25 protein-coding genes and 2 pseudogenes are annotated in these 26,445 nt (G+C 43.6%); 9 read left to right on the top strand and 18 right to left on the bottom strand.

Annotated features, from left to right (window positions below; genetic code table 11):
- Positions 1-98: 98 nt before the first annotated feature.
- The 11 genes from GN277_RS08470 to GN277_RS08420 form a co-directional block, all read right to left on the bottom strand.
- Entirely contained in the window at positions 99-1,229 is a 1,131-nt protein-coding gene (locus GN277_RS08470; protein WP_244324642.1) for an IS110 family RNA-guided transposase, read from the bottom strand.
- 912 nt (positions 1,230-2,141) lie between these two features.
- Positions 2,142-3,965, bottom strand: a complete 1,824-nt coding sequence (locus GN277_RS08465; RefSeq protein WP_159750667.1) for a hypothetical protein — start codon at positions 3,963-3,965, stop codon at positions 2,142-2,144.
- 148 nt (positions 3,966-4,113) lie between these two features.
- Complete coding sequence (locus GN277_RS08460) at positions 4,114-5,232, bottom strand: SIR2 family protein (protein ID WP_159750666.1); 1,119 nt, start codon at positions 5,230-5,232, stop codon at positions 4,114-4,116.
- A gap of 70 nt (positions 5,233-5,302) precedes the next feature.
- Positions 5,303-5,482 (bottom strand): hypothetical protein, encoded by a 180-nt coding sequence (locus tag GN277_RS08455; RefSeq protein ID WP_159750665.1) that lies wholly within the window; start codon positions 5,480-5,482, stop codon positions 5,303-5,305.
- Positions 5,460-5,738, bottom strand: a complete 279-nt coding sequence (locus tag GN277_RS08450) for a BrnT family toxin (protein WP_159750664.1) — start codon at positions 5,736-5,738, stop codon at positions 5,460-5,462. Before GN277_RS08450 ends, GN277_RS08455 begins: the two co-directional genes overlap by 23 nt.
- 465 nt (positions 5,739-6,203) lie before the next feature.
- Positions 6,204-7,454 carry a tyrosine-type recombinase/integrase gene (locus tag GN277_RS08445; protein WP_159750663.1) on the bottom strand — a complete coding sequence of 417 codons (1,251 nt, stop codon included), beginning with the start codon at positions 7,452-7,454 and terminating at the stop codon, positions 6,204-6,206.
- 110 nt (positions 7,455-7,564) lie between these two features.
- Positions 7,565-7,747: an excisionase gene (locus tag GN277_RS08440; protein WP_159750662.1), complete on the bottom strand. Its 183-nt coding sequence runs from the start codon at positions 7,745-7,747 to the stop codon at positions 7,565-7,567.
- Positions 7,748-7,772: 25 nt separating this feature from the next.
- Positions 7,773-8,297: a type II toxin-antitoxin system PemK/MazF family toxin gene (locus GN277_RS30885; RefSeq protein ID WP_159750661.1), complete on the bottom strand. Its 525-nt coding sequence runs from the start codon at positions 8,295-8,297 to the stop codon at positions 7,773-7,775.
- Between the two features lie 723 nt (positions 8,298-9,020).
- Positions 9,021-9,497: a sigma-70 family RNA polymerase sigma factor gene (locus tag GN277_RS08430; protein ID WP_159750660.1), complete on the bottom strand. Its 477-nt coding sequence runs from the start codon at positions 9,495-9,497 to the stop codon at positions 9,021-9,023.
- A 470-nt stretch (positions 9,498-9,967) separates the two neighbouring features.
- A complete protein-coding gene (locus tag GN277_RS08425; protein WP_244324641.1) occupies positions 9,968-10,387 on the bottom strand; it encodes a winged helix-turn-helix domain-containing protein in 420 nt (139 codons plus the stop codon).
- A 335-nt stretch (positions 10,388-10,722) separates the two neighbouring features.
- Complete coding sequence (locus GN277_RS08420) at positions 10,723-11,259, bottom strand: DUF4405 domain-containing protein (RefSeq protein ID WP_244324640.1); 537 nt, start codon at positions 11,257-11,259, stop codon at positions 10,723-10,725.
- Between the two features lie 178 nt (positions 11,260-11,437).
- On the opposite strand from GN277_RS08420, the gene GN277_RS30045 reads away from it, so the two are divergent.
- Together GN277_RS30045 and GN277_RS08415 are read left to right on the top strand one after the other, a co-directional pair.
- Positions 11,438-11,680 (top strand): transposase, encoded by a 243-nt coding sequence (locus tag GN277_RS30045; protein WP_244324639.1) that lies wholly within the window; start codon positions 11,438-11,440, stop codon positions 11,678-11,680.
- 15 nt (positions 11,681-11,695) lie between these two features.
- Positions 11,696-12,589 carry an IS3 family transposase gene (locus GN277_RS08415; RefSeq protein WP_322101282.1) on the top strand — a complete coding sequence of 298 codons (894 nt, stop codon included), beginning with the start codon at positions 11,696-11,698 and terminating at the stop codon, positions 12,587-12,589.
- 648 nt (positions 12,590-13,237) lie between these two features.
- Here the strand turns inward: GN277_RS08415 and GN277_RS08410 are convergent.
- The 7 genes and pseudogenes from GN277_RS08410 to GN277_RS08380 all read right to left on the bottom strand — a co-directional run.
- Positions 13,238-13,441 (bottom strand): transposon-transfer assisting family protein, encoded by a 204-nt coding sequence (locus GN277_RS08410; protein WP_159750658.1) that lies wholly within the window; start codon positions 13,439-13,441, stop codon positions 13,238-13,240.
- Positions 13,442-13,444: 3 nt separating this feature from the next.
- Entirely contained in the window at positions 13,445-16,984 is a 3,540-nt protein-coding gene (locus tag GN277_RS08405; RefSeq protein WP_159750657.1) for an ArdC-like ssDNA-binding domain-containing protein, read from the bottom strand.
- 91 nt (positions 16,985-17,075) lie between these two features.
- A complete protein-coding gene (locus GN277_RS08400) occupies positions 17,076-17,912 on the bottom strand; it encodes a DUF6674 family protein (protein ID WP_159750656.1) in 837 nt (278 codons plus the stop codon).
- 90 nt (positions 17,913-18,002) lie between these two features.
- Positions 18,003-18,365: a hypothetical protein gene (locus GN277_RS08395; protein WP_159750655.1), complete on the bottom strand. Its 363-nt coding sequence runs from the start codon at positions 18,363-18,365 to the stop codon at positions 18,003-18,005.
- Positions 18,366-18,394: 29 nt separating this feature from the next.
- Complete coding sequence (locus tag GN277_RS08390) at positions 18,395-19,687, bottom strand: phosphoadenosine phosphosulfate reductase domain-containing protein (protein ID WP_159750654.1); 1,293 nt, start codon at positions 19,685-19,687, stop codon at positions 18,395-18,397.
- 65 nt (positions 19,688-19,752) lie between these two features.
- Positions 19,753-20,925: pseudogene (locus tag GN277_RS08385) on the bottom strand (DUF3849 domain-containing protein); the annotation flags it as partial.
- A pseudogene (locus GN277_RS08380) lies at positions 20,889-22,367 on the bottom strand (recombinase family protein); the annotation flags it as partial. The pseudogenes GN277_RS08385 and GN277_RS08380, both read right to left, overlap by 37 nt.
- 188 nt (positions 22,368-22,555) lie before the next feature.
- Between GN277_RS08380 and GN277_RS08375 the strand changes: the two are divergent.
- The 7 genes from GN277_RS08375 to GN277_RS08345 all read left to right on the top strand — a co-directional run bounded on the left by GN277_RS08375 (position 22,556) and on the right by GN277_RS08345 (position 26,434).
- Positions 22,556-23,377 carry a ParA family protein gene (locus GN277_RS08375; RefSeq protein ID WP_004081473.1) on the top strand — a complete coding sequence of 274 codons (822 nt, stop codon included), beginning with the start codon at positions 22,556-22,558 and terminating at the stop codon, positions 23,375-23,377.
- Entirely contained in the window at positions 23,334-24,263 is a 930-nt protein-coding gene (locus tag GN277_RS08370) for a ParB/RepB/Spo0J family partition protein (protein ID WP_159750652.1), read from the top strand. The genes GN277_RS08375 and GN277_RS08370 overlap by 44 nt, the downstream gene beginning before the upstream one ends.
- 11 nt (positions 24,264-24,274) lie before the next feature.
- Positions 24,275-24,550, top strand: a complete 276-nt coding sequence (locus GN277_RS08365; protein ID WP_004054662.1) for a DUF5720 family protein — start codon at positions 24,275-24,277, stop codon at positions 24,548-24,550.
- 23 nt (positions 24,551-24,573) lie between these two features.
- Positions 24,574-24,765 (top strand): hypothetical protein, encoded by a 192-nt coding sequence (locus GN277_RS08360; protein WP_004054660.1) that lies wholly within the window; start codon positions 24,574-24,576, stop codon positions 24,763-24,765.
- 67 nt (positions 24,766-24,832) lie between these two features.
- On the top strand, positions 24,833-25,717 hold the full coding sequence (locus tag GN277_RS08355) for a DUF6017 domain-containing protein (RefSeq protein ID WP_016322378.1): 885 nt from the start codon (positions 24,833-24,835) through the stop codon (positions 25,715-25,717).
- Positions 25,718-25,767: 50 nt separating this feature from the next.
- Positions 25,768-26,130, top strand: a complete 363-nt coding sequence (locus tag GN277_RS08350) for a DUF7768 domain-containing protein (protein WP_004070646.1) — start codon at positions 25,768-25,770, stop codon at positions 26,128-26,130.
- A complete protein-coding gene (locus tag GN277_RS08345) occupies positions 26,123-26,434 on the top strand; it encodes a DUF5720 family protein (RefSeq protein ID WP_004054655.1) in 312 nt (103 codons plus the stop codon). Before GN277_RS08350 ends, GN277_RS08345 begins: the two co-directional genes overlap by 8 nt.
- The last annotated feature ends 11 nt before the right edge of the window (positions 26,435-26,445 follow it).

The raw sequence follows: 26,445 nt of genomic DNA, 5'->3' as shown, positions 1-26,445 counted from the left end.
AGAGCAGACGTATAAATTTACGGGAAGTCAACGCGAGTGCTCGTTTATGCTGATGGTTTCTTGTCTCAGCATATTTTTTGTCATAGAAAGCTTTGTATTCAGGACAGTGTCTTATAACACTTCCGGCAGCTTCTATGATGTAGTCGCAGATATCTGTTGCCAGCTTTGCTCATGTGTTTGTCTTCGGCTACGAAGTCGCCAGAGTCATTATCGTTCCAAACGATACCACAGTATTTTGCGAGGGCATTGGCATTAGGAAAAGCCTTAATGGAACCCATTTCGGCCAAGATACCGGCTGAATAAACTTTACCAATCCCAGGAATGGAATTCAGTACAGTGTACTCGTCAGGGTTTAGTCCCTGAACTGTTTGAAGGACTGCTTTATCAATCGCTTTGAGTTCTCTTTCAAAGGAACTGATACAGTTAAAGGAAGAAGCGATTGAGATAGTAAGCGGCTCATAGAGGCATTTATCAAGCCGGTATGAGTTGCGGGCTGCAGCCTGTAAGATTTTTGCTGTTTCTTCCGGATCAGCAATACGGCCTTTGCTCTTGGAGTTAATAAAAGCAACGAGGTCTTCTACGGATGATTTTGCGATATCTTCATTCGTTGTGTACTCGGTAAGAATGGCTTCGGCTGTGGCACCATATTTGTTTGCGAATGGATGCTGCCCATCACGGAGTAATGCGTATTCACTGAACTTGAGATAAATGTTGTTAAGCATGTAAGTCTTTTCTCTTGCGATACATTCAGTGATGTGCATACGGTGTCTGGTAAGACGCTGTAAGGCAAGGTATTGGGAGCCACGCCAGGGTTTGATTGCAATACGTCCCACACGGGCAAAATCGGCAATCACATAAGAGTCAATGCCATCATTTTTTCCGATATCGTTAAAGGACTTTTTGTAGTTCTTAACTTCTTTCGGATTGAGACAGTAAACTCTGACAGAGAATGGAGCAAGCAGGTCACTGGCAGAAAGATAATTCGCCAGATGGACACCATAGAAACCAGTAGCTTCCATACCGATCATAACGTATTTGAACTGATGGTTGTGTTTTAATACATCAGAAATCATCTGTTCAATAAAAGCTGCACCTTCCTGAGTGTTTTCTACAGATTTCATCCTGATGTAGAATTCCTCGTTGAAATCAAGTGCAGAGATAACATGAACACGGGATGCAATATCAATCCCAACAAACAGTGTTGAGAGGTAATCAATATGTTCTTTCACGGATCATCACCACCTTTCAATAAAAGTGAAGAAGAGTAATCATGGCTTATCCCAGACCACTACGCCGGCCTAAACCTCGCGTTATGAGCATTACCTGGAAGAAATACCCTGCTGGTGGCTAGATACCAGGATGCAGCATTTGTGTAATAAGTCTTAGCGCAGTATTAGGGTTGCATGCTTTCTTGGCAATAGCAAACGCTTTGCAGGAGCGATGAAGCAATGACCATAGCTACAATTCTTATGGAACTTATTGTAACATCTGGGACCATGACTATAAAGTAACTTATTAACCAATAGACAGAGAATGGATGAACCAGCGTGATTGAAGAAGAATCTTCGGAAAGGATGTTTAGAATTATCCTTCTGTCTAATCAAAAAAGAATAAGTCTGTAAGCAGTTTTTCTTGCTTACAAACTTATTATACGAGGAGTAATTTGTATGAATATGAATTTGATTGAGGTATTAACTCTACTCAACGTAATATTTCTAGCCCTTACATACTTAGACAATCATAGAAAAGAAAAATAGGCTAACTTCTACGGCAATAGAATGTTAGCCTAACGGAAAACTACAAAGGCAATCATTGGACACGCCAATATCCTTATGATTACTCCTAATATGATTATAAATCAAAAACTAATCTTTTACAAGTGATTAAATTTAGGGTTTGTATTTTGATATCCTCATTGGTCTTTTCACGGCGGATAGGAAAAAATAATCTTCATTTGCCTTATCCATGCTACTGTACCAGATTGGAAGTCCCGAAAAGAAACACTAAGCAAACTTCTCCCCTTTTCCTAAAAGAACGGGGCAAACTTTCACACACCATTTGGGGGATACCCCTTCCCCCAACTCTTCCCCCAAAAATCGTGGCCTAACAAAAATAAAAACCACTTACTATTTTCCTAGCATTTATGCATCTTTATTGCTTTCATCTAATGCCCCTGCAAAGTAGTGAAAATATACATCTAAAAGATCACGGTCAATTTTGCCCATATTATAAGCATCAACAAATTTTTTAGAAATGTTTTGTTTTACAGAAAATGAACTTGACATATCTTCTAAAAGACGTGACGAACATAATTTAACCCAGTTTATATCAAACAAATCATAATCAAAGTTTTCATAATCCATCAGCCATAACGCAGACTCAATATCCCTTTCTTTCGCAATTTTGATTAAACTCTCTGTATCAATAATACAATCTTTTAAATATAATTCAACAAGATGAAAGATTAATTCATTATCATTTTGAGTTGGTAATATAAACATAGTTTCCTTATCTATTTCAGCCTCTTTCCTTTGTTCTTTATAATAGGAAAAAATTTCTTGTTCAGCGTTCTTATCTGGCACTAATATTCCTAACTCTACTAATGAACAGTAGAAATCAAAATCTTGATTACCGCGCTTTAATTTCCAATCCTTATAAGTCTCACATATTATATTTTTACATGCATTGCCAACATAAGGATATATTTTTATACACAGCATCCTCCCTTCATCAGAAAGTAGTTGTGAAATAGTTTCCTTGTCATCATATGTATGCATATATTTCTGACACAGCCAAGCACTTTGAAGCACAAGGCTAATATGCATTATTGATTCAGTTTTGTCATTACATAAATACTTCATCTCTGTTTTTAAAAATAATTCAATCAATTCAATATTAAAATTATTTATTAAGCCATGAGTTTCCGCATTTTTCAAGAAACGAATTATCACATTTCCATATTCTCTATAATCAAGAATATTTATACATTCATTAATCTTATTAAGGGTTATTTCTACTAATTTCTCATTAAGTTCACAATATCCCAATATTAAAATTGCTTTCCAAAAAAAAAAATTATCTTCTAAAAATATACTTTTGACTGGCCATTTTTCATATCTGCTTATCACAACCATTAGATAATCTATTGCATCCTCTTCCATAGGAAGATTGATAGAAATATTTTTCAGTAATCTCTGTAACTTTTTAAATTCTTCATATTTTAAAGCTACCATCAAATCAAACCGATTTAGCTTATCTGCATGGACATTTCCCACTTTAGCTTTGTGAACGGGATCATAATTTCCCATATTAGCTGCCGTTACTGATCCAATGATACTTTGAAAATATATTCTAAAAATTTTTATATGTTCTGTATATCTATCTACAGCCAATTGATTTAACACAATATAATTATAATAATCCTCCATGCTTCTTCTCATAGAAGAAAAAGCGGATATTCCACTAAAAAATGTATAATTTGAATCTGCCTGTTCTTTTACCTTTTCAGACGTAGAATATGCATCCTGAAACAATGCATGGGCTATATTAAATGTATAAATATCTTTTAATACTTTATTATTGCCACCCATATTTGGCAAACTCCGATATGTTCTATCTAAATCAATTGCATTGATTTCCTCTTTTACTATCTTGACATCGCTATGACCTACACCACTAATGGTGCCATTACTATCAATAACTATCTGTCCAATTAAATATCGATTCGTTTCAGCTATAAAATACTTAATATATTCTCGCTGTCTATAATAAATACTCGTTGCCATCTTAAAACAATTATAAGCAGAAAAGTATTCCTTCAATATATAATACAGATATCCTTGTTCTGCATATAATTGCGGTCTGCTTTCTGCAAGATATGGGATATTCTTATCTACAATATTTTTTAATGCACGATAATCAAAAGTATTTACAGCCTCAACCCAATCTGGAATATCATGATTCATTAATTCTAAAAAATCACGATGCCTCCCAAAATTATTTTCTGATGGAGTATACAATTCTAAACAACAGACACTGCTTTTCTCAAGAATGTCAATAATTATCTTTATCTTTTCTTGATCACATTCTTCAGGTTCCCAATCCTTTAAAAATTTATGGATGCGTTCTTTTTTTCTCTATGTTATTCTTACTATCTTCGTTATCCTCGTTATCAATTTTATTGCTCTCTGCTAAACTAAGTCTTATACATTGCTCATATGCAAGACTTCTAAAAATTTTACTGGATTCTTTATGTTCTCTTATCGATGTAAACTCACTTAAAACGCCCATTTCAATTCTAAGTCCAGCCTTTCTAAAAGCCGTTTCCAAATATCGATCACCAGCAAATCCCATAGACTTGAATAATTTTAAATCATCATATAATTCATCTAATTTCGCAGGTTTTTCTTCCTCTAAAAGCCAGTTAAGCATATTAAGAAGATTTAATGTCAAATCATTCTCTTTAAAATTCTCATTAAGCTGAAGAGACGCATAAAGCACATTAATTCCAAAATTTTCGTAATAATCAGCTTCATTTGAATCGTACTCTTTACCAGATTCAATCAAATATGCTCTCTGAAAATCTCCATGAAGAATATCTTTTGACCAGGAAAATATTTGTTTAATATCTGGATCATTAAAAGAGTACCCTACAAACAGAACGACCTTAGTTCCAATAAGAGATTTCACATAATTCTCAATAAGCCTAAAATTACGTGAATATGAGAGATAATCATCTTCTTTCAATACAAAATTATCGTTCTCAAAATCTCCATGAATTTTGAGAAGTTCTTTTCCGCCTTTCCTATATGGAAGATCCGCATCTTTGCTAACAACACAAATTACCTCACTGTTATCCTCTGCTGCCTTCTCAATTAGACTATCATAATTTGTGGTAATAATTGTATGAGTATTAAACTCAATAATTCTATCGTGAATCTCATGTTTTTGAAGAAAATCTCCATAACGAAATATCTTGCGCATTAATTGCGTATATTCTTTTTTGCCTCTAGCATTAAAGTAATATTGTGGGATGCGCAAAAAATTAAGTTCCTTATCATCAATACCTAAATGAGAGGCAATCGCTCTTATTGCCTGAGACCATGTCGGCATTCCAGAAGATATAGAAGCCCCAGCTCCAACAAATATAACCAACTGTCCATCCTTTCTTGCCTCAGCTATGATCTTTTTCGCTTCAATATAATGATTTAATATTCCATTAGCATTAACCATAATTATGATGCTCCTAACATTAAAATGTTATATTCGTTTATACTTTTTACATATTTTAATTCGACAGCTTTTAAGCTTTCTTCTTACGGTTTCGTTGTACAACCGCACTCTTAAATGCCTTCATCATGGCTGGCGACAATTCCTCACAATCCTCATCGAAGTTAATTGGACTTTTTTTCGCATCTTCAACCTCTTTCAATTGTTCTTCCGTGGGTTTTTGTCCACTCTCAATAATTAAAGTTCTGATCATAATAAAGCTCCTTTTCTGCATTTGTTGCAAGTCTGGCTGAAATTAATCGAATTGTTTCTTTTCGTTCTGTAAATACTACAAACAATACATCTCCAACTTTCCCTATCGCAATATATCTATCTTCTTCAACACTATGCTCAAAATCATACATCTCAATATAATAAGGATCGTCAAACACATATGCTGCTGTTTCAAAAGAAATCTTATGTTTCTCTTTATTTATAAAGTTCTTATGTTCGTCCCACTCAAATTTCATTTTTGACTATTCCTTCATTAATTATTCTATGCTAACAGTATACCATTAAATAGTAAGCCCATCAATTACATTTTTCCTAATCACTTTTCAAATTTGCCAGACATTGTCTGACAAATTTAACAAGGCAAAAACCCCTGCAAATGGTACATATATACCACTTACAAGGGTTCTCATTCTTATCGCTATTCGCCTGATTTCGACAAATTTCTACGCATTCATCTGTTTTGCGAACTTTCCCTTTTTCATGTTCCGGTCATATATCCCCGGAACTATGTATTTTACTGGCTTTCCAGTAATTTTTAACTGCCCTATATCTATTCCTTTTCAACTGCATCCCCCAAATTATATTTTGGGGGAAAATTCATTTTGCTATATAAAAATTCCGATTTCTGATTTTTCAAATTTGGGGGATAGCCATTCTCCATTGGGGGGAATTTGGGGGTAAGGTTCTTCCCCCAAATTTACTCAGCAATGGCTCAAAGCTGTGATTTTTACCTTTTTTACATCAAGTCCGGCATATGCCTCCCGTTCCTGTGTTTTCGCTGAACCAAACTTCTGGAGTTCCTCGTCCATCTTCTTATCCAATACATGGGTATAGATATTCAGGGTAATACTGATACTGGAATGCCCCAACAATGCCTGCACTACTTTTGGCTCCATCTTATTCTCAAAACAGCGAGTAGCAAAAGTATGCCTTAATGTATGCGGATGGAAATCTCTGACAACTCTAGGTTCCCTCTTTTCCTGCACTGCCGCCACTGCTTCTTGCTCTCTCATCCGCTTGACCGCCTTTTTTATCTCCTTTTGCACGATATATCTGCTGCACGGACTTCCCATTCCCGTAGTGAACACTAAATCGTCAAATTCATCTCCGCTCCGCCACCTTGCCCCCAACTCTTTTTTCAGCTTGATTTGCTTTTCTCTCTGTGACTCTAAGATTTCTTCCATTTCACCAAGGAAAGGAACCTGTCTGATTGAATTTACTGTCTTAGGACTTACCAAAATTTCTCTTTTCACCCCATTACAGTAGCTACAGCTTAATGACCGATTGATACAGATGACTTTCTTCTCAAAATCAATATCCGACCATTTCAGCCCTCCAAGTTCTCCCACTCGCACTCCGGTTAAGCACATGAAATAAAACATTTCTTTATACCAACTGTCCTCCACCTCGTCAAGTAGTGCGTTCTGTTCTTCCTGCGTCAGTGCTATCTCCTCCTTTGATTTCTTATATGTCCAGGGAACTTCCACAATCAAGCACGGATTTGTGGGAATCAACTGACTGCCCACTGCAAACTCCATACATTCCCGAAGCCTGCCTAACGCCTCTCGCATTGCACTGTTAGACATTCCATCTTTTTCCATTGCATTGATTGCCTGCTGTACATCCATCGGTCTTATATTTTTGATTTTCATTGTACCAATGTAAAATCCAAATGTCCTTTTAAAATTATTTCTCATGGGACTGATACTTGTTTCTTTTACTTTATGCGCTTTCACATCGGTGAACCATTCTTCAAACCATTCATTTAAGTTCATCTGTGTCCTTTTGTAATCAAGGTTGTTCCTCGCCTGCTGTTTCGCCTGTTCAAATTCTTCTTTCAGTTGATTCAGGTCGGAATTATATAAACAGATTTTCACTCCGTTTACCATTGCCCGTGCCTCGTATGTTCCTTTATTTTCCCTTATTCCTCTGGGTAATTTTACCTTTGCCATAATGCCGTCCTCCTTGAAATTGAAATATTTGCTGGCTTCCCCATGAAAATAACATTTTTCATTTAACAAAACAAAGGTACAAAATCAAAATTTGTACCCTTGACATTTCTCTAATTTTTTATCTGTGCAAGAAGCCATTTATCAAGCAGTGTCTTATGTGCATAATTCCGGTTGCCAATTCGGACAACAAATATTTTTTCATTGTCTTTCATTATTTCCCTTGTCTTTGTCTTTCCTATATTTAAGTATGCCGCTGTTTCCTCCACATTCAATAAAATTTTACTATCTTCCATTTATATATCTCCTTGCCTGCTACCGCTACTGATTGTTGTATTTTTTCCTTATACAATAGTCATACCCTTGTCTGACATTACAGAACATACAGGTTTCCTTCAATTTCTGATTTTTATCTTTTCTCTGCACGAAATGCTCTGTGGATTCAAAAAATGGCTTTGCACATACCGGGCAAAGACACATCAAAATTGGCTTATCTAATTTTCTCATCCCTGTGCTGGAACATAATGCTTTCTCAACTTTTAACATCTGCTGCCTGTCCAATACTCCCACGTAAGCATCCAAACGTTTTTTATCAATGGTTCTCAACTGCTCCAACAACACTACGGAATCCTTTTCTAATCCTACAATCCCTTTTAGCGGTACATGGGTAGGCATCTTATTCTTTGGCCTACTTGTAATCGCAGCGACAACAACCGTTGGACTATGTTTATTCCCTCTATTATTCTGAATCACCAATACTGGACGGTATCCTCCCTGCTCACTTCCCACAACGGGATTTAAATTCGCACGATAAATATCTCCACGCCTGATTTCTCTTTCTTCCATAATAAAAGTATCCTCCACAATCTTTACTTACTGAATCTAGTCTGTTTTTTCTTTTATGGCGAAAATACAAATTTACAAAATACACCTTATCTGCTGAAAAATAAAATACCTCTGCATTTCAGGTATGTATTAGCCGAACACAAAACCAAAGCTTTTTGATTATTCATCAGAATATTTTCATGCTTTATGTCCGGCTGTCATTTTTAGCCTTATAAGCCTATTTGTCCTCGACATCCCGGCTTTCATATCTACCGTTTTCACGATAAATATAGGGAAGTCACCAAACGACTGGCTGCTGGCCAGTTCCACGGGATTCGCACCCCTCCGGGGATCGCCCGGAGCCGCCCTCATTTGTTGCGACGCTTCTAACGCTCGACTTGTGACTGGACGGGAGTATCATTGTCCCTGCTGCCTGTTATCGCCCTATCAGTAGCAAACTGGTAGTTATAGCCCGGTATTTCCCGCTCCTTAGATGGGGATAGGACAGCCGCAAACCATTATCTTTCTGTCTGTGCGATTCCGCTGCTTTTATCCCCATCCAGCTCATGGCGTACCTGCTAACGTGGCTTACGCTCATCACGATAACAACAGGAATGTGCTTGGTGAATGGGTATGAAATTTTCATGGTACAAACCCATTCACCACAAAACGGAAAACAGGCAAGGGATTTTTTATCTCCCTCACCTGTTTCCTCACTTAAACGCAAAAAGTAGCTACCTAATTTTAAATTTTTTTCAATTCTTTTTTCAGACGTTCAACAGCAGCTTCAATAGAACGCTTGACTGGCATTTTCGTACAACCTTCCTTTTTTGCTATCTGCTCATAGGTCATGCCCTCAAAATAATATAACTGCATCCTGCGACGCTGCATTTCCGGCAATATTTTCATTGCTGTATGTAATGCTTCAATCTGAATCTTTTTCAGCACGACTTCTTCTATGCTCTCCGGCTTTTCTATTGCCCTCACATTCAAAGTCGTTTCCCATACCTCGGACTGCTCAATATGCCTGTCCACTACGTTGAGATACACCAGATCATCTAATTCAAAGGAATCAAACGTGTCATACAATGCCCTGCTGATTTCCAGTTTATGTAAAGCTCCTTGTCCGTCTTTAAATGAAATGTAATAATGCTTGTCCTTTTCGTATATATTATAAGGATTATACTTATCCTTTCTTCTTTTTGGGCGGTTACCCTCCATATTCCTTTCCTCCAATCTGAATTTTTTTGTTAAAAATCCAGATTGGAAGGTGGTGAACGCCCGCCACGAAACGACAAATACTGCCTTAATAAGACAAGAAAAGGGCGTATCCGCTCTTGGCTGGATACACCCTCTTGAGATTTCATATATTTATTTGTTAGAATTGGCAAAAATAAGAAAGTATTTGTCGGGCAAAAATAATTTTCATTTCCTCTTGAAATTATTGTAAATCTATATCGGCGCTGTTTCTTATTTAATATGCAAATTACTTTTCGCATTCCTATACTCATATCCTCGTTCTTTACGGGGAATACAAATATCGGCAACACATTCTATAATTCCCATAATTTTAGGCAATAAAAGAATTATACTGTATGCATTTTGGGAATCACCGGATATTAAACTGGTTTTTGTCAAGGAATATCGCAAATTTAGACAAGAAAAACAGCCTGATATTATAATCAGACTGTCTATATAGATTGTATAACATTAACCTCAAAACAATAGCCTACTTCCCTAACACACCGGATTTCAAACGGTGCATCAGGGAAAGCGTCATATAATTTATCTCTTAAGTTGCAGATATGGTATCCAATAGCAGTGCTTTCACCACCCGAAGAAAAATCTCCCCAAACTTTTTCGTAAATTTGCTGATAAGTAAGTACCTGTCCTTTATTTACTGCTAACAACCATAATAGCCTATATTCTTTTGCTGTTAGATGAACTTCCTTACCGTTACAATATACTTTTCTGCGCTCAGGGTAAATTTCAATTCCAGGAAACGATAATTTAGAATCCATTTGCATTTCACACTTTTGAAAATTAGGATGCTTTTTTAAAAGCTCTATCACTTCATCAAAAGTAGAACTTTCATTATCCACAAACTCCATAATAAGCAATCGTCCTATACTACCACCACCTCGCATGATGTTAAAACATATCCTAATCATGACAAAACAAGAATATTTTGAAAAACTTCTTAAAGACTTAATTTTTATCCTTAACCATTTTCAGCAATCTAATCTATCTATCCAAAACCACTTTATGTTTGTAAACAGATATATTCATGCTTATGGAAAAACTATTCTTATAATTTCTGTATTATGTACCTTAGTCCTTTAGAAAAGTAATGGTTCCCCCATACAAACAAAACCATAACCGCCATATAATCTGCCAAAAAGAAAAATAATGGTTCTTCAAAATCAAAAAATGCAAAATGATTTTTTTAAAGCATATACCGACCGATTTCCCGCTGTATGAAAGCATACACGCCATACCCGGCGATAAAAGCGGTAATCCCACGAAGCAGCCATTTTCCTGCTGTTGGAAGTTCTTTTACAAACCGCTTTGCCATCCCCATCATTATGCTCCAATGTAATCCAAGATGAAGTGACATCAACACAAATCCCCAATAAGCGGAAAGCATGTGAACCTCTCTGGCAAAAGCCCGCCCACCCTTGATTGGCAGAAATGACAATGCGTGTTCGGAAAGAATCACTCCGCTATACATAGAACCGATCATGGTAAGCAGGATTCCAATAACAAGAATCGTCTGCCAAATACGGAACAATGTATATTTCCCTTTGAAAACGCACCGGCTCCATTTTCGATTCAAAATATGGTGGATAATGAAAAGACCAAACATCCCGATCCCAAGCCATTCATGCGCCGCCTCACCAATCAGTTCATAAGTCATCAGAAGCAGCAGCATGACCGTCATTCCAATATCGACCACGATTTTCAAAATTGTTTTCCGTTTCATGCTACCCGCCTCCTTTCGCTCTAACGGATAAAATTAGTAAAAATTGGTTCTTCCCGTTCAGGCAGAGGAATCCCTGCTTTACGAGCCGCCTCCTGACATTGGTGTTAGTATATAAGTGTGGACAGGAAAAGTTGAACAACCTATACTATCAAGTGAAAAAGCAAAGGAGATGTTTTACATGGCGAAAAACCAGAAATCTTACACTCCGGAATTCAAGCAGCAGATCGTGGATCTGTATAATGCCGGAGGAACCTCGTATCCGCAACTGGAGCGTGAATATGGCGTAAATCGAAGCACACTCAGCAACTGGGTAAAACAGCTCTCCCCATCAAAGTATCCGGGGAGGAGACGGTCACCCTTAAGGAGTATAAGGCTCTCCAGAAAGAAATCCAACGCCTTAAGATTGAGAATGAAATATTAAAAAAGCGACCGCCTTATTCGCGAAAGAACTATAGCCGAGATTGTTTCCTTTATCCAGAACAACTTAACCCGCTACTGTGTATCTCAGCTTTGCAGCGCTCTGAAATTCCCAAGGAGTACCTATTACAAGGCTCTGGTTTGTGTACCCTCGAATAAGCAGAAGGCATATGCGGAATTCGGCAGGAAAGTGAAACAGGCATATGATGACTCAAAACAAAGGTATGGGGCTGTCAAAATATGCCGTGTGCTGAATGATAATGGTACACCTTGCAGCGTCAAGAGGGTGCAGAGGCATATGGCAGAGCAGGGACTGCGCTCTATCGTAGTAAAGAAGTACAATCATCATGCCAACCATGGCAGCATCCCGGAGGATAAGAAAAATATCCTGAGGCGTGATTTTGGGACGGAGACCATCAACCAGAAATGGTGTACGGATATCACTTACATCCATGTACAGAAAGAAGGATGGACCTATCTGGCTTCTGTCATGGATCTGTGCAGCCGAAAGATTATAGGGTATGCCTATGGCACATCTATGACGGCGGAACTGGCGGTTAAAGCGGTAGAAAACGCATGCCTGAATGTCAGGGATACCGAGGGGATCATCCTTCATAGTGATCTTGGAAGTCAGTATACGAGCCAGGCATTTGAAGACTGCCTGGGCAGTAAAGGAATCCTGCATTCATTTAGTCGTAAGGGAAATCCATACGATAATGCCTGTATGGAATCTTTCCATTCCGTACTGAAAAAGGAAGAAATCTATCTTCATACTTACCAGGATTTAAAGGAAGCTCGCAGAGCAATCTTTAAATACATAGAGGGCTGGTATAACCGTAAACGGATCCATAGCTCTATCGGTTATCTGACACCACAGCAAAAGGAGGATGAGGAACTCAAAAAAGCAGCATAATCTTTCAACTTTTTTTGTCTAAAGTATTGACATAGATCCAGACAACACCATTCACAGCATATGGAAAAGCAAAAGCAGCTTTCCCACATCCTGCAAACAGTGTTGCCCACAGCTCCATAAGACAGGAAGTTATACACATTGCCCACAATGCCGAAGGCGGCGGAATCCCTCCATTCCTTCCTACCTTGTTTTAAAAAACATAAAAAAATCCTTGCAGATAAGACCATGCTCCTGTAATATAGTCTACAAATCTGTAAAAAAATAGGAGTGCCGAAGCACCCCCATTTCCTAAACCCTCTTGCAAAATTCGCAGTGTTGGTTTATAATCATCTTAGAAGCCGGAGGATATGGCGTGTCCGACGGTTGTTCAATCGGAAACAATAACAGTTTAAAAATCAAACGGATTACAAGGCTATCCTCTATTGCAGTAGAAGATAGCCTTTTCCGTTACTTGCGGTTGTGTTTATTGTCTATGTATGTCAAGGCTGCAAAAATCACCAGCACTAACGTAAGCACTTCTAACGTATCCATACCGACCTCCTTTCCGTTTCCAGAAAGGACAACCGCAGACTATCCCTACCTGCTCTAATCTGACTAAGAGAATTATAGCACGTTATGTCGAATAATGCCATAAAAGATTTGCGTTAATCATTCCGCCGCTTCCAATGCCACCTCTGCAAATTCCGCATCGCTCATGGCTTCCAGTTTCCCTAAAACCTGTTCTGCAAGCTCCACCATATCGCTGTCCTGTATGTGGGGGATTATGTTCTTTATATCGGCAATCATGCCCGTTTTGTCCTGCCCCTCAAACACACACATGAAATTGATTTCTTCTACTGTGAATTTATCCATCACTTATATCTCCCTCTCTGATTTTTTCTCTGTTCCCTTTTCCGGGACTTCTCTTTCTGACTTATCCATCTGCTCGATGACCGCCTTTTTCTCCGCCAGTTTTTCCTTTATGGAAACTCTGCCTGCTTGCTTCTCTTCTTTTGGCTTCTCATTGTTCAGGATATTATCAATCATGTTATAGTTACATTCTTCCAGTTCCTCAACCTTTGCAAGCGGCTTGTACTCTGCCAGCTTATCTAACAGTTCCTTCGCCTTCCTTGCTATCTGAACGCTCTCACTGTCATCAAGCTCCGTCCCTTCCCCGAAAATATCCGCCATGCCCTCTCTGATGCTGTCCGAAACAATCGCATTAAGGAAGTCATTCAGATACTTGGTATTTCTGTTTCTGATGTCCTCTGTGATATTTGCTATCTGCGCTTCCCTGTCGTCCACCGTATCTCTGTACTCGTAAGTGTCAAAGTCATAAGATAACTGGTCTATCTCTGCAGCAAGGAAAGCTGCCTGCCACTTCTCCAGAGAACCACGCACCTCAATGTCCGGCAGCTTGTCGATCAGCTCCGCAATAACCTCCACCGCCTTCGGGTTGTCTGTAATATCCGGCACATAATCCAGAAACTCCAAATCCGCAACTCCGCCCGAAACAATATCCATCTGCGTGTCCTCATAACTTTCTGTCCCCTCTGTATGGATATTGATGCCGATGCTTGGGATACCGTTCATCCTCTCTGGTGGTATCTGGTTGAAAATGGCGATTGCTTCCTCCACTCCTGCGATATTCTCATGGTATTCTCCGAAATTGTGGAACTCCCCGCACTCCGCCACTGTAAGGGTAACAACTGTCTGTTTTCCATCCTGTGCCTGCTCTGCCGTTTCCCTGGCATTGACATCTATGTACGGATTCTTCCATTCCACAAAAGGGATATTTTCAAGAACATAATTCTGCTCTCCTTTGGGCATCAGTTTTTCCATTTTCCCCTGTTCATAGAGAGTATCAAACCTGTCCATATAAAGCGAAACATTATTTATACCGCTGGTCTTTAACTGAATCTCAAACAGTTCCTTTACCAAATCCTTTGTTTCCTCCGGCAATCTCTCCCGATAAATCTCTGCCCTGTCAAAGCCAACCTCATAATATAGAGCCTGCAAATCGCTCTTAAACTGGCTATGTTCCACTTCTTTCTGCGTAAATTCCAATGGTACACAGTTCTGGTTGTTTTTCACATGAAGTACATCAAATTCTTTGCCATTGATTCCAAAGCCAAATACCGCCTTCGTCATACCTGTCTGATCGGCATCTTCCCTCTCCCTATATTCCTTAAATCTTCCGATTGCTTCCGCAAGATTGCCAAAACGCTCCACCTCACCTTTTTCCGGATTGTTGCCTACCCTTGCGGATAAATCTTCAATGACATAATAGGTAAATTTATCCGAATCCTGTTCTCCTTGTATGCCACTTTCTACAGTATTCTCTGGCACTTCTGCTGTGCTGTCCATGACCGGAACTTCCCCTATATCTTTACTTCCTCCATTACCATATAAAAGCTGTGCTTCCCGGTTGGCTTCGCTGTCCTCTAATTCCTGCTTCATGGACTGGTATTCCTTATAAGCGTTCCAGTCGCCTTTTTCCACGCCAAACAGTCCATCATGCCCCTCTAATGCCGCCCTGTCCTCCACAAGCGTTTCTGAACCGTCTGCGTGGAGCTGGTACACCGCCACATCCTCCCCGAACAGCTCCGATGCCTTATCCTTTGTCAGAGGGAGCATTTCATCCCATGAATACCCGTATTCGTGCATCTGTGACAGTCCTGCCATTCCGTCCGGGAGCGCATCAATTTCTTCTTCCGCTGTCCTGATCGTTTCCCAAAGCAGAGGTAAATCATCTTTCTGCTCCGCAATGGAATGTGCAAGGGAAGTGGTCTTATACATATCATCCAGCTTATAGGCGTGGTTCATAATCAGGTTGCGCTCATCAGTGTCATACACCGACCTGTGAAATTCCATGCGGTTAATGAGCTGCTCCGCCTGCACCGTTGCCGGAAGTTCCGAAGCGGTATGTACTTCCAATTCGCTCATATCCACATCAAAATCATAGAACTGCGGATAACCGTCATTCAAACCGCCGCTTCTCATAATCGGCACAAACTCAAAACCTTTCTCCTGCAGATAGTCCAGAACATTTCCATTCCACTCATTTTCTTGCAAAAACAGTATGGCATATAAAACGTTTGCTACTTCCGACTGCATATTTGTGATTTTAATGGTTTCATATTCCCCACTGTCCGGTGTGGAGATTCTCACAATCACATCTCCATATTCAACCGGGATATTGGCTTTTTTCCGTTCTTCCTGTAATGCCTTAAAATCCGTTATCTCATGGGTATCCGTATTGTAAGCATAGTCTAAGTGGTATTCCCCCACTTCCTCGCTTCGTTCATTGGCAAGCGGCGTTACCCACGCCCCGGCTCTTTCAAGGTAGGCTTCCATGCTCTGCCTGTCATCGTCTTTCATGGAAAGAAGCGCATTAAGTAAATCTGCCCTCTCCATACCTTTAACATTCAAAAGGTCATATTCGGAACGGTCTGTATTCGCAACTAAAAGCAAAATGTCCTCCTGTGCCTGTTCTGTTGCACGCTCCTTTTCAATCTCTAAAAGCTGTGTTTCAATCCCCTTTATCAGTTCAGAAGAAGTCCGGCGAATGATGTCTAGGGAAGATTTTAACTCCGACATCTCTTTTCCGCTGCTCCACCCGGCGATATACCCGAAAGAATAATCGGACGTGTCAATCCCGAAATGCTGGCATACAGTGTAGGCAACACTCTCGGCTTCCACCTCTTTCGTTTCCCGGTCTTTATAAACTGCTTTTTCTGTATCCTGTTCTACTTCCCTTGCATGGAGTTTAGCGTGTGTCACCTCATGGACTCCTGTTTTTGCGGTCTGTGCTTCACTCATGCCCTCTTTAATGGCGATATGGTGGCTCAAATCAATAAAATAGCCTTTTCTGTCCCCCTCCATGCCCTCATAGCGGATGGGAACAGGGGAAACCCTCTCTAACGCTTCCATAAAATCCCGGTAACGCTCCACATCCCCATGCAGCTCGCTCACGCCAAGTCCGGGAAGTTCTTTCCCATCTGTCTGTGAATAATCAAACACTGTGACAACACGAAAGGCGGGTATCTTTATCTCCACTTCCTCCATGACGGGCATCCCGTCCCGGTCAAGCACAGGCTCATTCGTCACCGGATCAATCTTTTCCTGTTCCTCTTTGATTTTGTAAGGTGCGGGCGCAAGGATACGGATACCCCTCTCGCCCTTGTTTACATGGCGTTCAAAATTCCTCTGCCATGCCTTGTACCCGGCAACGTATGTCGCATCCGGGCATTGCATCTCTATAAGCTGGATATTGTTTGCGCTATAATTGTGGAATTTTGACATGGTGTTCAGATAGCTTTTATATTTCTCCCCCTCAAACAGCTCCTTCAAGCCTTCCTCCAGCCTGTCCGTTATCTCCTTTACTTTCTGTTTTTCAGTTCTTCCATCTGCCATATGGTTATCTCTCCTTTTCCTCCATAAAAACAGGGGACAGATAAGTTTCCCTGTCTGCCCCCGCTTTGGATATTTTTATGTGCTGATAATTTTATAAACATTCCTCTTTGTTTTTTGCCTTGTCCGGCTCCGGCGCTTTTTTCTGCTGTCCTGCTTTTTCCTTCATCTGCGACAGCTTATCCTTTACGGACACCCGCCCTCCTTTCTCCGCTTCCTTCCCGGCATCCAGACGGGCAGAGAGCCGATCCAGCTTTTCAAATGCTTTGTCCGCCCCGTCAATCTTCTTCCGGAGGTTCTCCACTGCCTTTTTTACAGGCGTGTTGACTGCCCTTGTCAGACCGACACCCGGCTTTTCGTCCGATACCTCTTTCGTGCCTTTCCCGGCTAACAGCCTGCCCACGTTGGAAACGCTGTTCCCAATCTGCTTCAATTCATCCCCGATGCTGTCAATCTGGTTGGCTGTCTTTTCACAGTCCGTCATCACGTCAACCAGACGTTCCCGGTAGCCGGAAAGCATGGACTTCATGCCGGAGATTCCTTTCTGGAGAACTTTGCACATCTCCGCCCTGCCTTTTTCCTTAAAGGCGCTGACTGCCTGCGCCGCTGTTTCCACCAGACGGTTTCTTGCTTCTGTCAGGCGTTCCGACAGGCTCGTGATTTTCTCCTGAAGGTGCGACACTTTCTCCATGAGGTTCTCCGTAACAGGCTTCGGCTGTTTCTCCTGCATCTGTGAAAGCTGTTCCCGGACGCCCTGTAATTCATCCACCATTGCGGAAAGCTGTACCTGCATCCCCGCCACATACCAGAAAATCCCCATAAAGTCCTGTGACTGCTCTTTCATGTTCTGCTGGTTAAGCAGCTCCATGAACTGCTTTAATACGCCATTTTCCTCCATGACCTGTTTTGTGTTCTGTCCTGCTGTTTCCATTTTTCTAACCTCCATTTTCCTAATTTTAATCATAATAAAAGACAGCCTTTTTTGACCGCCCTTGTATGCCGGATATTTCCAATATTAGGTTTAATACTCAATCACCTCTTTATCCGGAAACCTCCCAATTATCATCTTTACCGCCGCCTCTACCTCTGGATTCCCACAAAACTCTGGTATAAGGTTGATAAAACCTATGTCTATTTCGTCCCCGGAAAGTAGGTCTGCCTGTACATCCTCCATCTTATCCGTCCCTTCCACATGGAGATTGATACCAATCGAAGGGATACCGTTCATGCGCTCCGGTGGTATCTGCTGATAAAGATTGACCGCTTCCTCCAAAGTTTTAATGCCCTCATAGTATTTTCCGAGGCTGTGGTATTCCCCACATTCTGCCACTGTAAATGTAAGAATCGCTTTCCCTGTTTTCTGATCCCCTGTCTTTCTTCCCATTATGGTTCTCCTTTTCCGTATCCCTGTTTTTATGCTGCAAGATATTTCTCTGTATCTTCCGTCATATACTGTCCAAGATATTCCTCCCGGTGCGGCATGATGATATGCAGCTTTCCATGCACGTTAATCCATTCCACAACAAACCAGAAACCAAGTCCCCGGTTATCCGGCTTCCAAATACCCTTTTCATCAAACGCCCCTCCACGCATCATATAATCTATAAGAGCCGGATTCGAGAGTTTCTCCGCAAGCTCCCACCGGTTCGGCGATTTCTCTCTATGGCATCCAAAACCACAATAAACACACCCCGTCCTGTCACATCCGGTAGTGTCAAATACAGGCTTGCCTATATCAAATATCCCCATATCCATTGTATTTTCTGTCGGTTTTCCTTTCCCGTAGTCTGCCACTACTTCCCCGTACACACTTGCAACCGGGATATGGTTATGGTAAATGTATTCTAAAACGTCCTGCTCTGTCCAGAATGACATTGGGTTGCTGATCGGGCTTTTCATATCAAAACCGTTGCAGCCATTTTTCAGCCAGTTCGTTGTCCGGAGCCTGCTTTCGCTTGCCATTTGTGCTGTCATTGGCATTTTTCCCGTTTTCTTTGCGTAATTGTGCATGGGCGCTTTTTTCATAATGGAACAACAATGGTCTGATATTTCAAAAGGCGCATCAAGAAAGAATTTATATCTCTCTTTATTGTACATCTTGGAATATTCCGATGTTTCCACCCCGTTTTCTTTATGGGGATATTTTCCCTGCAGAATAAGATAGCGGACAGGCGTTTTAATATCCGCACTCGGTATCTCTCCCCGGCTCAGGCTCTGGTAAGCTGCATTTTCCCTGTCCTCCCTCCGGTCTATGCCTACCAAATCCGCCATATAACTGTAATTCGGAATGATTTCTCCACCGCCCGCCTTTTTCTCCCGTTCTGCCAGTTTCTCCACATAACGCCTTGCACCATACACACAGCCTGCCACTTCCTTCCCAATCATTGGGTATCCGTACTTTATGATAATCTGCCGGAAATTCATTTTCGGTCTGATTATCTCCACATTTTCATGCTGTTTTACAAATTCCCTGACCTCCGGGTATTCCAGTCCGGTATCCACATAGACAGCCCCTATGTTCCGATACATTTCCCTTGCGATATGTAATAAAACAGTGCTGTCCTTTCCACCACTGAAACTGACGTAAACTCCATCATCCCCATAATAGTCTACCCACTCCCGGATACGGTACTGTGTCATCCGTATTTTTGCCGAAAGCGGAAGCGACTGCATCTGATATAAATCGCCGATTGTATGTTTGTTCATGTTGCCTCCTTTTTCTAAATAATGGAAACGGGCAGTTTTCCATCGCTGCCCATTTCGCAAAGATGTTATAAAATTTCTTCCTGCCCTTTTCCCTTTAAGATGTCCGGTTTTTCTGGCGCTTTCTGCCCGTATGCCTTCTGGCGCATCTCGGCAAGTTTTTCTTTAATGGAAATACGCCCTCCCGGACTGTCCGCCAGCATACGCTCTTTCCCATGCTCTGCCACTTTTTCCGATACTGCCCGGTTTATCTGGGGCTTAAAAGGCGCATCCGCCACCGCTTCCGCATCAAGTTCCCTTTCCCCGGTATCCAGTTCCTCCTGTTCCCCGTCATTCTCCGGCTCATCATCCATATCAATTCCATCGCCGCCCTTTTCATCCATGTTCAACAGGGCATTTAATTCCGTCAGGCGTTCCAGTTTCTCCGCAAGCTCCGCTTCCTGTGCAAATGGCTTTGTGACCTCCACCTTTGCGGTTTCAAGCTGATGCTCCACGTTCTCCAGCTTCTGTGCCACCGTTTCCATTCTCCCGGTCATGCCCTCTAAAGCATTGCTTAACCTCTGCAAATTCCCCAACGGATCAGTGCCTATTTCCACCTCATGGCTGATGCTGCCCTTTAAATTCACCGTAAACTTGGAAAAGAACGAATCGAAGGAAACGCTCATCTTAAACCCCTGATACTCCCCGATTGTGACCGCCATATTCGGCTGTTTTGCGCTCCGGCACATATCAATCAGCGCTGCCCCGGCTTCCTTTTTGTCCGTATATACCCGGTTCCCGATTTTTATGGAGAAAGTGTCTTTATCCGGGAATTTATTCTGTGCGTAGGTCTGAATGTCGGCACGATACCCCGCAAGGCGTTCTTTCATGGAAGCAATCTGTACCGGGTAATGCTTCACGATGTTGTCCTCCAGACGGTACTTCTGGCTGGTGTGGTTCGCCTTTAACAGCTTCAGCTTGGATACCTGAATATCTAAATCCATCTTTTCTTTTATATAGGGATTGCCCGTTGCCAGAGCCTTCACTTCTGCATAAGTGAGAGCCGCTTCGTCTATGTCCTCACAGCTTCTGACCGGGGATTTGCTCGTCATAATCTGCCCGATAAATTTTTGCTTATTTTCGATAAGCTGCCAACTGTACGAATCGAATGTGCCTTCCGTCACATACCGGAAAATCTTTACCTTGTCATTCATGTTGCCCTGTCTTAAAATCCGCCCTTCCTGCTGTTCAATGTCAGTCGGTCATTTTTTGCGGACAGTTCAATACATTCCTGTCTATTTCGTTCTCTGCTCCTACGTTTCGTTTCTGTCCCTTGAGCCTTTCTTATCTTTCCCCTGCACTCTGGACAATACTTCGATATTGCGGAGTGGGGGACGTATTCAACACCGCACACTGTACAGTGTTTAGCGGATAATGCTGTCCACCGTTTTGTGGGTGTGATATGTAATTCACCGACAAAGCCGATGAATTTATAGTAAATCTTGATTTCCTGCCTAACTGTTCCGTCTGCCATCTTCTCACGCTCCGAAACAAGTATCTTGTCTATCAAGGCGTTTACAATCGTTGCGTCCAGTTCCTTTAATCCTTGATAGTTGCGGATAAGGGAGAGGAAGTCACGGATTCCCTGCGATTTCTCATAGCTTTCATTGAGCGTTTCCGTTACCTCTTTCAGTCTTGCTTCGACTTCAAACTGCTCTTTCTGGTATTTCCCCGACATCATCTCAAAATTCCGCTCGGTGATACGCTCCATGACCTTATCCTCATAGAGAGAGGAAAACAGCCTGTCAAGCTCTGCAAGGCGTTTGTTCAGCTTCTTCCGTTCTTTCTCCATTGCCTTTGCCCTGCTCTGGTCTGTTTCCGTGAGCCGCTTCTCAATCGCCCTCACTGCCCGCTCGTCTTTCACAGCCATATCCGCAAAACGGTTAATATCTGCAAGCACGGCATTGAATAAATCCCTCGCTTCAATGGCGTGTGCGGTACACATGACGTTGCCATACCTGCCATAATTATTGCAGGTGTATTGTACGCAGTCGATGATGTCGGGGCGTTTTCTTCTGTTGGCACTCATAGCCCGAAGAGCGTAGCCGCAGTCCGCACACTTGATAACGCCTGCAAAAATGTTCTCAAAGCCGCCCTTGTTTTCGGGCAGTCTGCGGCTTGTGATAAGCTGCTGTACGGTGTCAAACTCCTCCTGCGTGACTATCCCCTCATGGGTGTCGGGTATCACTTCCCATTCTTCGGGCAGCTTAGAGGGGCGTTTCCTGCTTTTCATGTTGGCGGCAATCCGCTTGTAGCCTGCAAGGTTCCCCGCATATATCGGGCTTCTTAAAATGCCCCTCACGCTGTTCTCGCTCCAGATATAGCGGTTTTCCTCGTTCCCCTCAAAGTACCGCTCATAGCCTGCCGCCCCCTGCTCCACCGCATAAGCGGCAGGGCGTAAGATATGCTGTTTATTGATGTGCTTGCGGATTTTGGAGATTCCATTTCCCTCTAATGCAAGTTCAAATATCTCCCTCACTACATGGGCAACCTTATCATCTATCAGCAGGTGGTTATGGTCGGCGGGGTCTTTGATATACCCATAGGGTGCATACGTCCCCATGAATTTCCCCTGCTGGAACCTCGCACGGTACGCCGATTTTATCTTGACCGACACATCGGCAGAGTACATTTCGTTGAACACAGGTTATTGGGGAAAGGGAAAGCAAACAGGCAAAAACCCAGTATTCATGCGGGTTTGCGGCGAGATGGCTCTCAAAAGCTAACCTCACAAAAGACAGATTATTGCACAATCACATATCGTTTCTAAGGGAGAATGTTGATTCCGGTCACATTCTCCCTTTTTTCATACCAAGAAACGAGGTGATTATCTTGAACACGCAAATCATCGCCATCGCCAACCAAAAGGGAGGTGTGGGCAAGACCACAACCTGTGCCAACTTAGGGATTGGACTGGCGCAGGCCGGAAAGAAAGTGCTTCTCATTGACGGGGACCCGCAAGGGAGCCTGACCATCAGCCTGGGCAATCCCCAGCCGGATAAGCTGCCCTTTACCCTCTCTGACGCGATGGGCCGTATCCTGACCGATCAGCCGGTCCGCCCCGGCGAGGGGATTCTGCGCCACCCGGAGGGTGTGGACCTGATGCCGGCGGATATTCAGCTGTCCGGCATGGAGGTGTCGCTGGTAAACGCTATGAGCCGGGAAACGATTCTGCGGCAATATCTGGACAGTGTAAAGGGGCAGTATTCCCATATCCTCATAGACTGCCAGCCCTCCCTGGGTATGCTCACCGTCAACGCGCTGGCCGCCGCCAACCGGATCATAATCCCCGTCCAGGCGGAGTATCTGCCCGCCAAAGGGCTGGAACAGCTGCTCTCTACGGTAGCCAAAGTCAAGCGACAGATCAACCCGAAACTGCAAATAGACGGTATCCTGCTGACGATGGTGGACAACCGCACCAACTTTGCCAAAGAGATTGCCGCCCTGCTGCGGGAAACCTACGGCAGCAAAATCAAGGTATTCGGCACAGAGATTCCCCATTCTGTCCGGGCAAAGGAAACCAGCGCGGAGGGCAGGAGCATTTTCGCCCATGACCCAGGCGGCAAAGTAGCGGAGGGCTACGCAAATCTGACCAAGGAGGTGTTGAAACTTGAAAAGCAGCGCGAAAAAAGTAGAGCTGGCATCGGTCGATGATCTGTTTACCACCGAGGAAAGCCGCGCCGACGCGGGGCGGGAAAAGGTGGTAGAAATCTCTTTGAGCGAGCTGCACCCGTTCAAGGGACACCCCTTCAAGGTCAAAGATGATGATGCCATGATGGAAACAGCGGACAGCATCCGGCAGTACGGCGTTCTGGTTCCGGCGATTGCCAGACCCGACCCCAGCGGCGGCTATGAGCTGGTAGCCGGACACAGGCGGCATCGGGCCAGTGAACTGGCAGAGAAAGAAACCATGCCGGTCATTGTCCGGGATTTGGACGATGACGCCGCCACGATTATCATGGTTGACAGCAACCTGCAAAGGGAAAGCCTGCTCCCCAGCGAGAGGGCCTTTGCCTACAAGATGAAATTGGAGGCCATCAAACATCAAGGAGAACGGTCGGATTTAACTTCTCGCCAAGTTGGCGAGAAGTCCAGTACTTCTATTCAGCTTGTCGCAAATCAAGCTGGTGAAAGTCAAAGGCAGGTGCAACGCTACATCCGCCTGACCGAGTTAATCCCCGAACTGCTGAACATGGTGGACGAAAAGAAAATTGCCCTGAACCCGGCCTATGAGCTGTCCTTTCTCAAAAAAGAAGAACAGACACAGCTTTTGGACGCGATGGACAGCGAACAGGCCACCCCCTCCCTTTCCCAAGCCCAGCGGCTCAAGAAATTCAGCCAGGAGGGGCGTTTATCCATAGATGTAATGCGGGCGATTATGGGCGAGGAAAAGAAAAGCGATCTGGACAAGGTGACGTTTACCTCCGACACCCTGCGGAAGTATTTTCCCAAAAGCTACACCCCTGCCCGGATGCAGGAAACCATCATCAAACTGCTGGAACAGTGGCAGAAAAAGCGTCAGAGAGATCAGGAACGCTGAAAGGAGCGCCTATGAGAGATCACGTTGCCAGGGAGTTAAAGGGCCACAACATACTGGCTGTGGAACGGTTTCAGGATAAGACCCGCTGGATGGTGGAGTTTTCCGTCCTGCGGCCCCGTACCGCCTACGGCGCACCCGGTGATGAAACGCGCCTGTTTCTGGACGAGGACGGCTACCAGGCCGTTCTCGCCAGCCAGAAACGCCGGGACATCAAAATCAAACGGTATGCCCGCGTCATTGAGGGGCATATCCTGGACTTCAAGCCCAAAAAGAAACGCCACCCGTAAACCCGACAAATTGAGAGGAAGGAATGAATATGTGTACCGTTAAGGAAATCAGAGAAGCCATCCGGGAGGACTGCCGCTCCCAGCGAAACATGGAAACCATTGAGATTGACAGGATTTTTCAAACCCTGACGTTTCCGCAGTTAGAGAGCCTGTTTGACAAACCGCCCATGCCGCCGTTTTTTCACCGGTACAGGCAGAAGTCAGCCAGCAAATGAACGCCGCAATTCTTTTTACGGGATTGTGGCTTTTTTCATGCCCTGGGAAACGAAAGGAGTGCAGAAAATGGCCGTTTTTCGCGTAGAACGCACACAGGGATACACCGTCATGAGCAACTATCATCTGCGGGACAAGAGCCTGAGCCTGAAAGCAAAGGGCCTGCTGTCCCAGATGCTCTCACTGCCGGAGGATTGGGACTACACCCTTTCCGGCCTGGCTGTTATCAACCGGGAAAGCAAGGACGCGATCCGCTCCGCAGTCAATGAGCTGGAAAAGGCGGGGTACATCAAGCGCCGCCAGACCACCGACGCGGGCGGCAAGTTCAGCGCCAACGAGTATGTGATTTATGAGCGTCCGGTAACAGAGGAACCGCCCGCCCAACCGTTGTTGGAAAAACCGTTGTCGGGTTTTCCGACAACGGATAATCCGTCAACGGGAAAACCGTCAACGGAAAATCCAACGCAAATAAATATAGAGAAATTAAATACCCAAAAATCAATTACTGACGGATCAATTACCGATTCCCTTCCCTTCCGGGGAACGGCGGCAAAGCCACCGGAACCGAAACGAAGGGAAACGATGTCGCTCACAGAGATGGAAAGTTATCGGGAGCTGATTTTGGAGAATATCGAGTATGACTGCCTCAAACAGCGGTTTGGGACCTACCGGGAGGATTTGGACGAGATTGTGGAGCTGCTGGTGGAAACGGTCTGCGCGAAGCGTAAGACCACCCGGATTGCCGGGGCGGACTTCCCCCATGAGGTAGTGCGCTCCCGCTTCCTGAAGCTGGACAGCTCCCACATCGAGTTTGTCATGGACTGCCTGCAAAAGAACACCACCGAGGTACGGAACATGAAGCAGTACCTTTTGACGGTGCTGTTCAACGCGCCCACCACCATGAGCAACCATTACACCTCACAGGTCAACCACGATATGTACGGCGGCTTCTGAAAGCTGGCCGTTTTTGTCTGCCCGGAACTGCCGGGAGAAAGGAATCTGTTATGAAACGACCGCTTGCGTATATCACCGCTCCCTGGAGCAAGAACCCCCATGAAAATGCGGCAAACGCCGCCAGCTACTGCCGCCAGGTGTATGACGCCGGATATTCCCCGGTCTGCCCTGTTTTGTTCCTGCCGCTGTTTTTGAAAGATGAAATCCCCCAGGAACACAAGGACGGAATCGACATCGCCAGAGATTACCTGCGCCGATCCCATGTGCTGGTGGTCTGTGGACACTCGACCGATGAAACGGTCAAAAACGATATTGCCACCGCTGAACGCCTGCGGATCACCGCCACCACGCTGGACGGGATTCTGACGGTGAAAGGCCAGGGCCGGGAGAAAGGGGGCGCACACCATGCCTGAGCAAAAGACCATCGGCCAGCTGATGGAGGAAATGCGGCTTAAAGCCGGGGCGCGGGAGTATTCCGGCCATAGTTACATGGACTTAAACCGGTTCGCGGAGGACACCCGGCACATGATTATTTTTGATACCCTGACCGCTGATTCCCCTGTTGGCTGGAAAGGGGAACGCAGCCGCGCCTTTCTCACCGAGGAGGGATATAAAAAGTCCCTGGAACGCCAGGAACAGGGGCATATCAGGATTGTGAGCCATGCGAAGGTCCGAAACGGAAACCTGCGCTATGACCGGCAAGACCAGCTCCGATAGAGAAACCATGC

The sequence above is a fragment of the Sporofaciens musculi genome (assembly GCF_009830285.1).
In the GTDB taxonomy this organism is placed as follows: domain Bacteria; phylum Bacillota; class Clostridia; order Lachnospirales; family Lachnospiraceae; genus Sporofaciens; species Sporofaciens musculi.
This window is presented reverse-complemented; position numbering and strand designations above follow the sequence as displayed.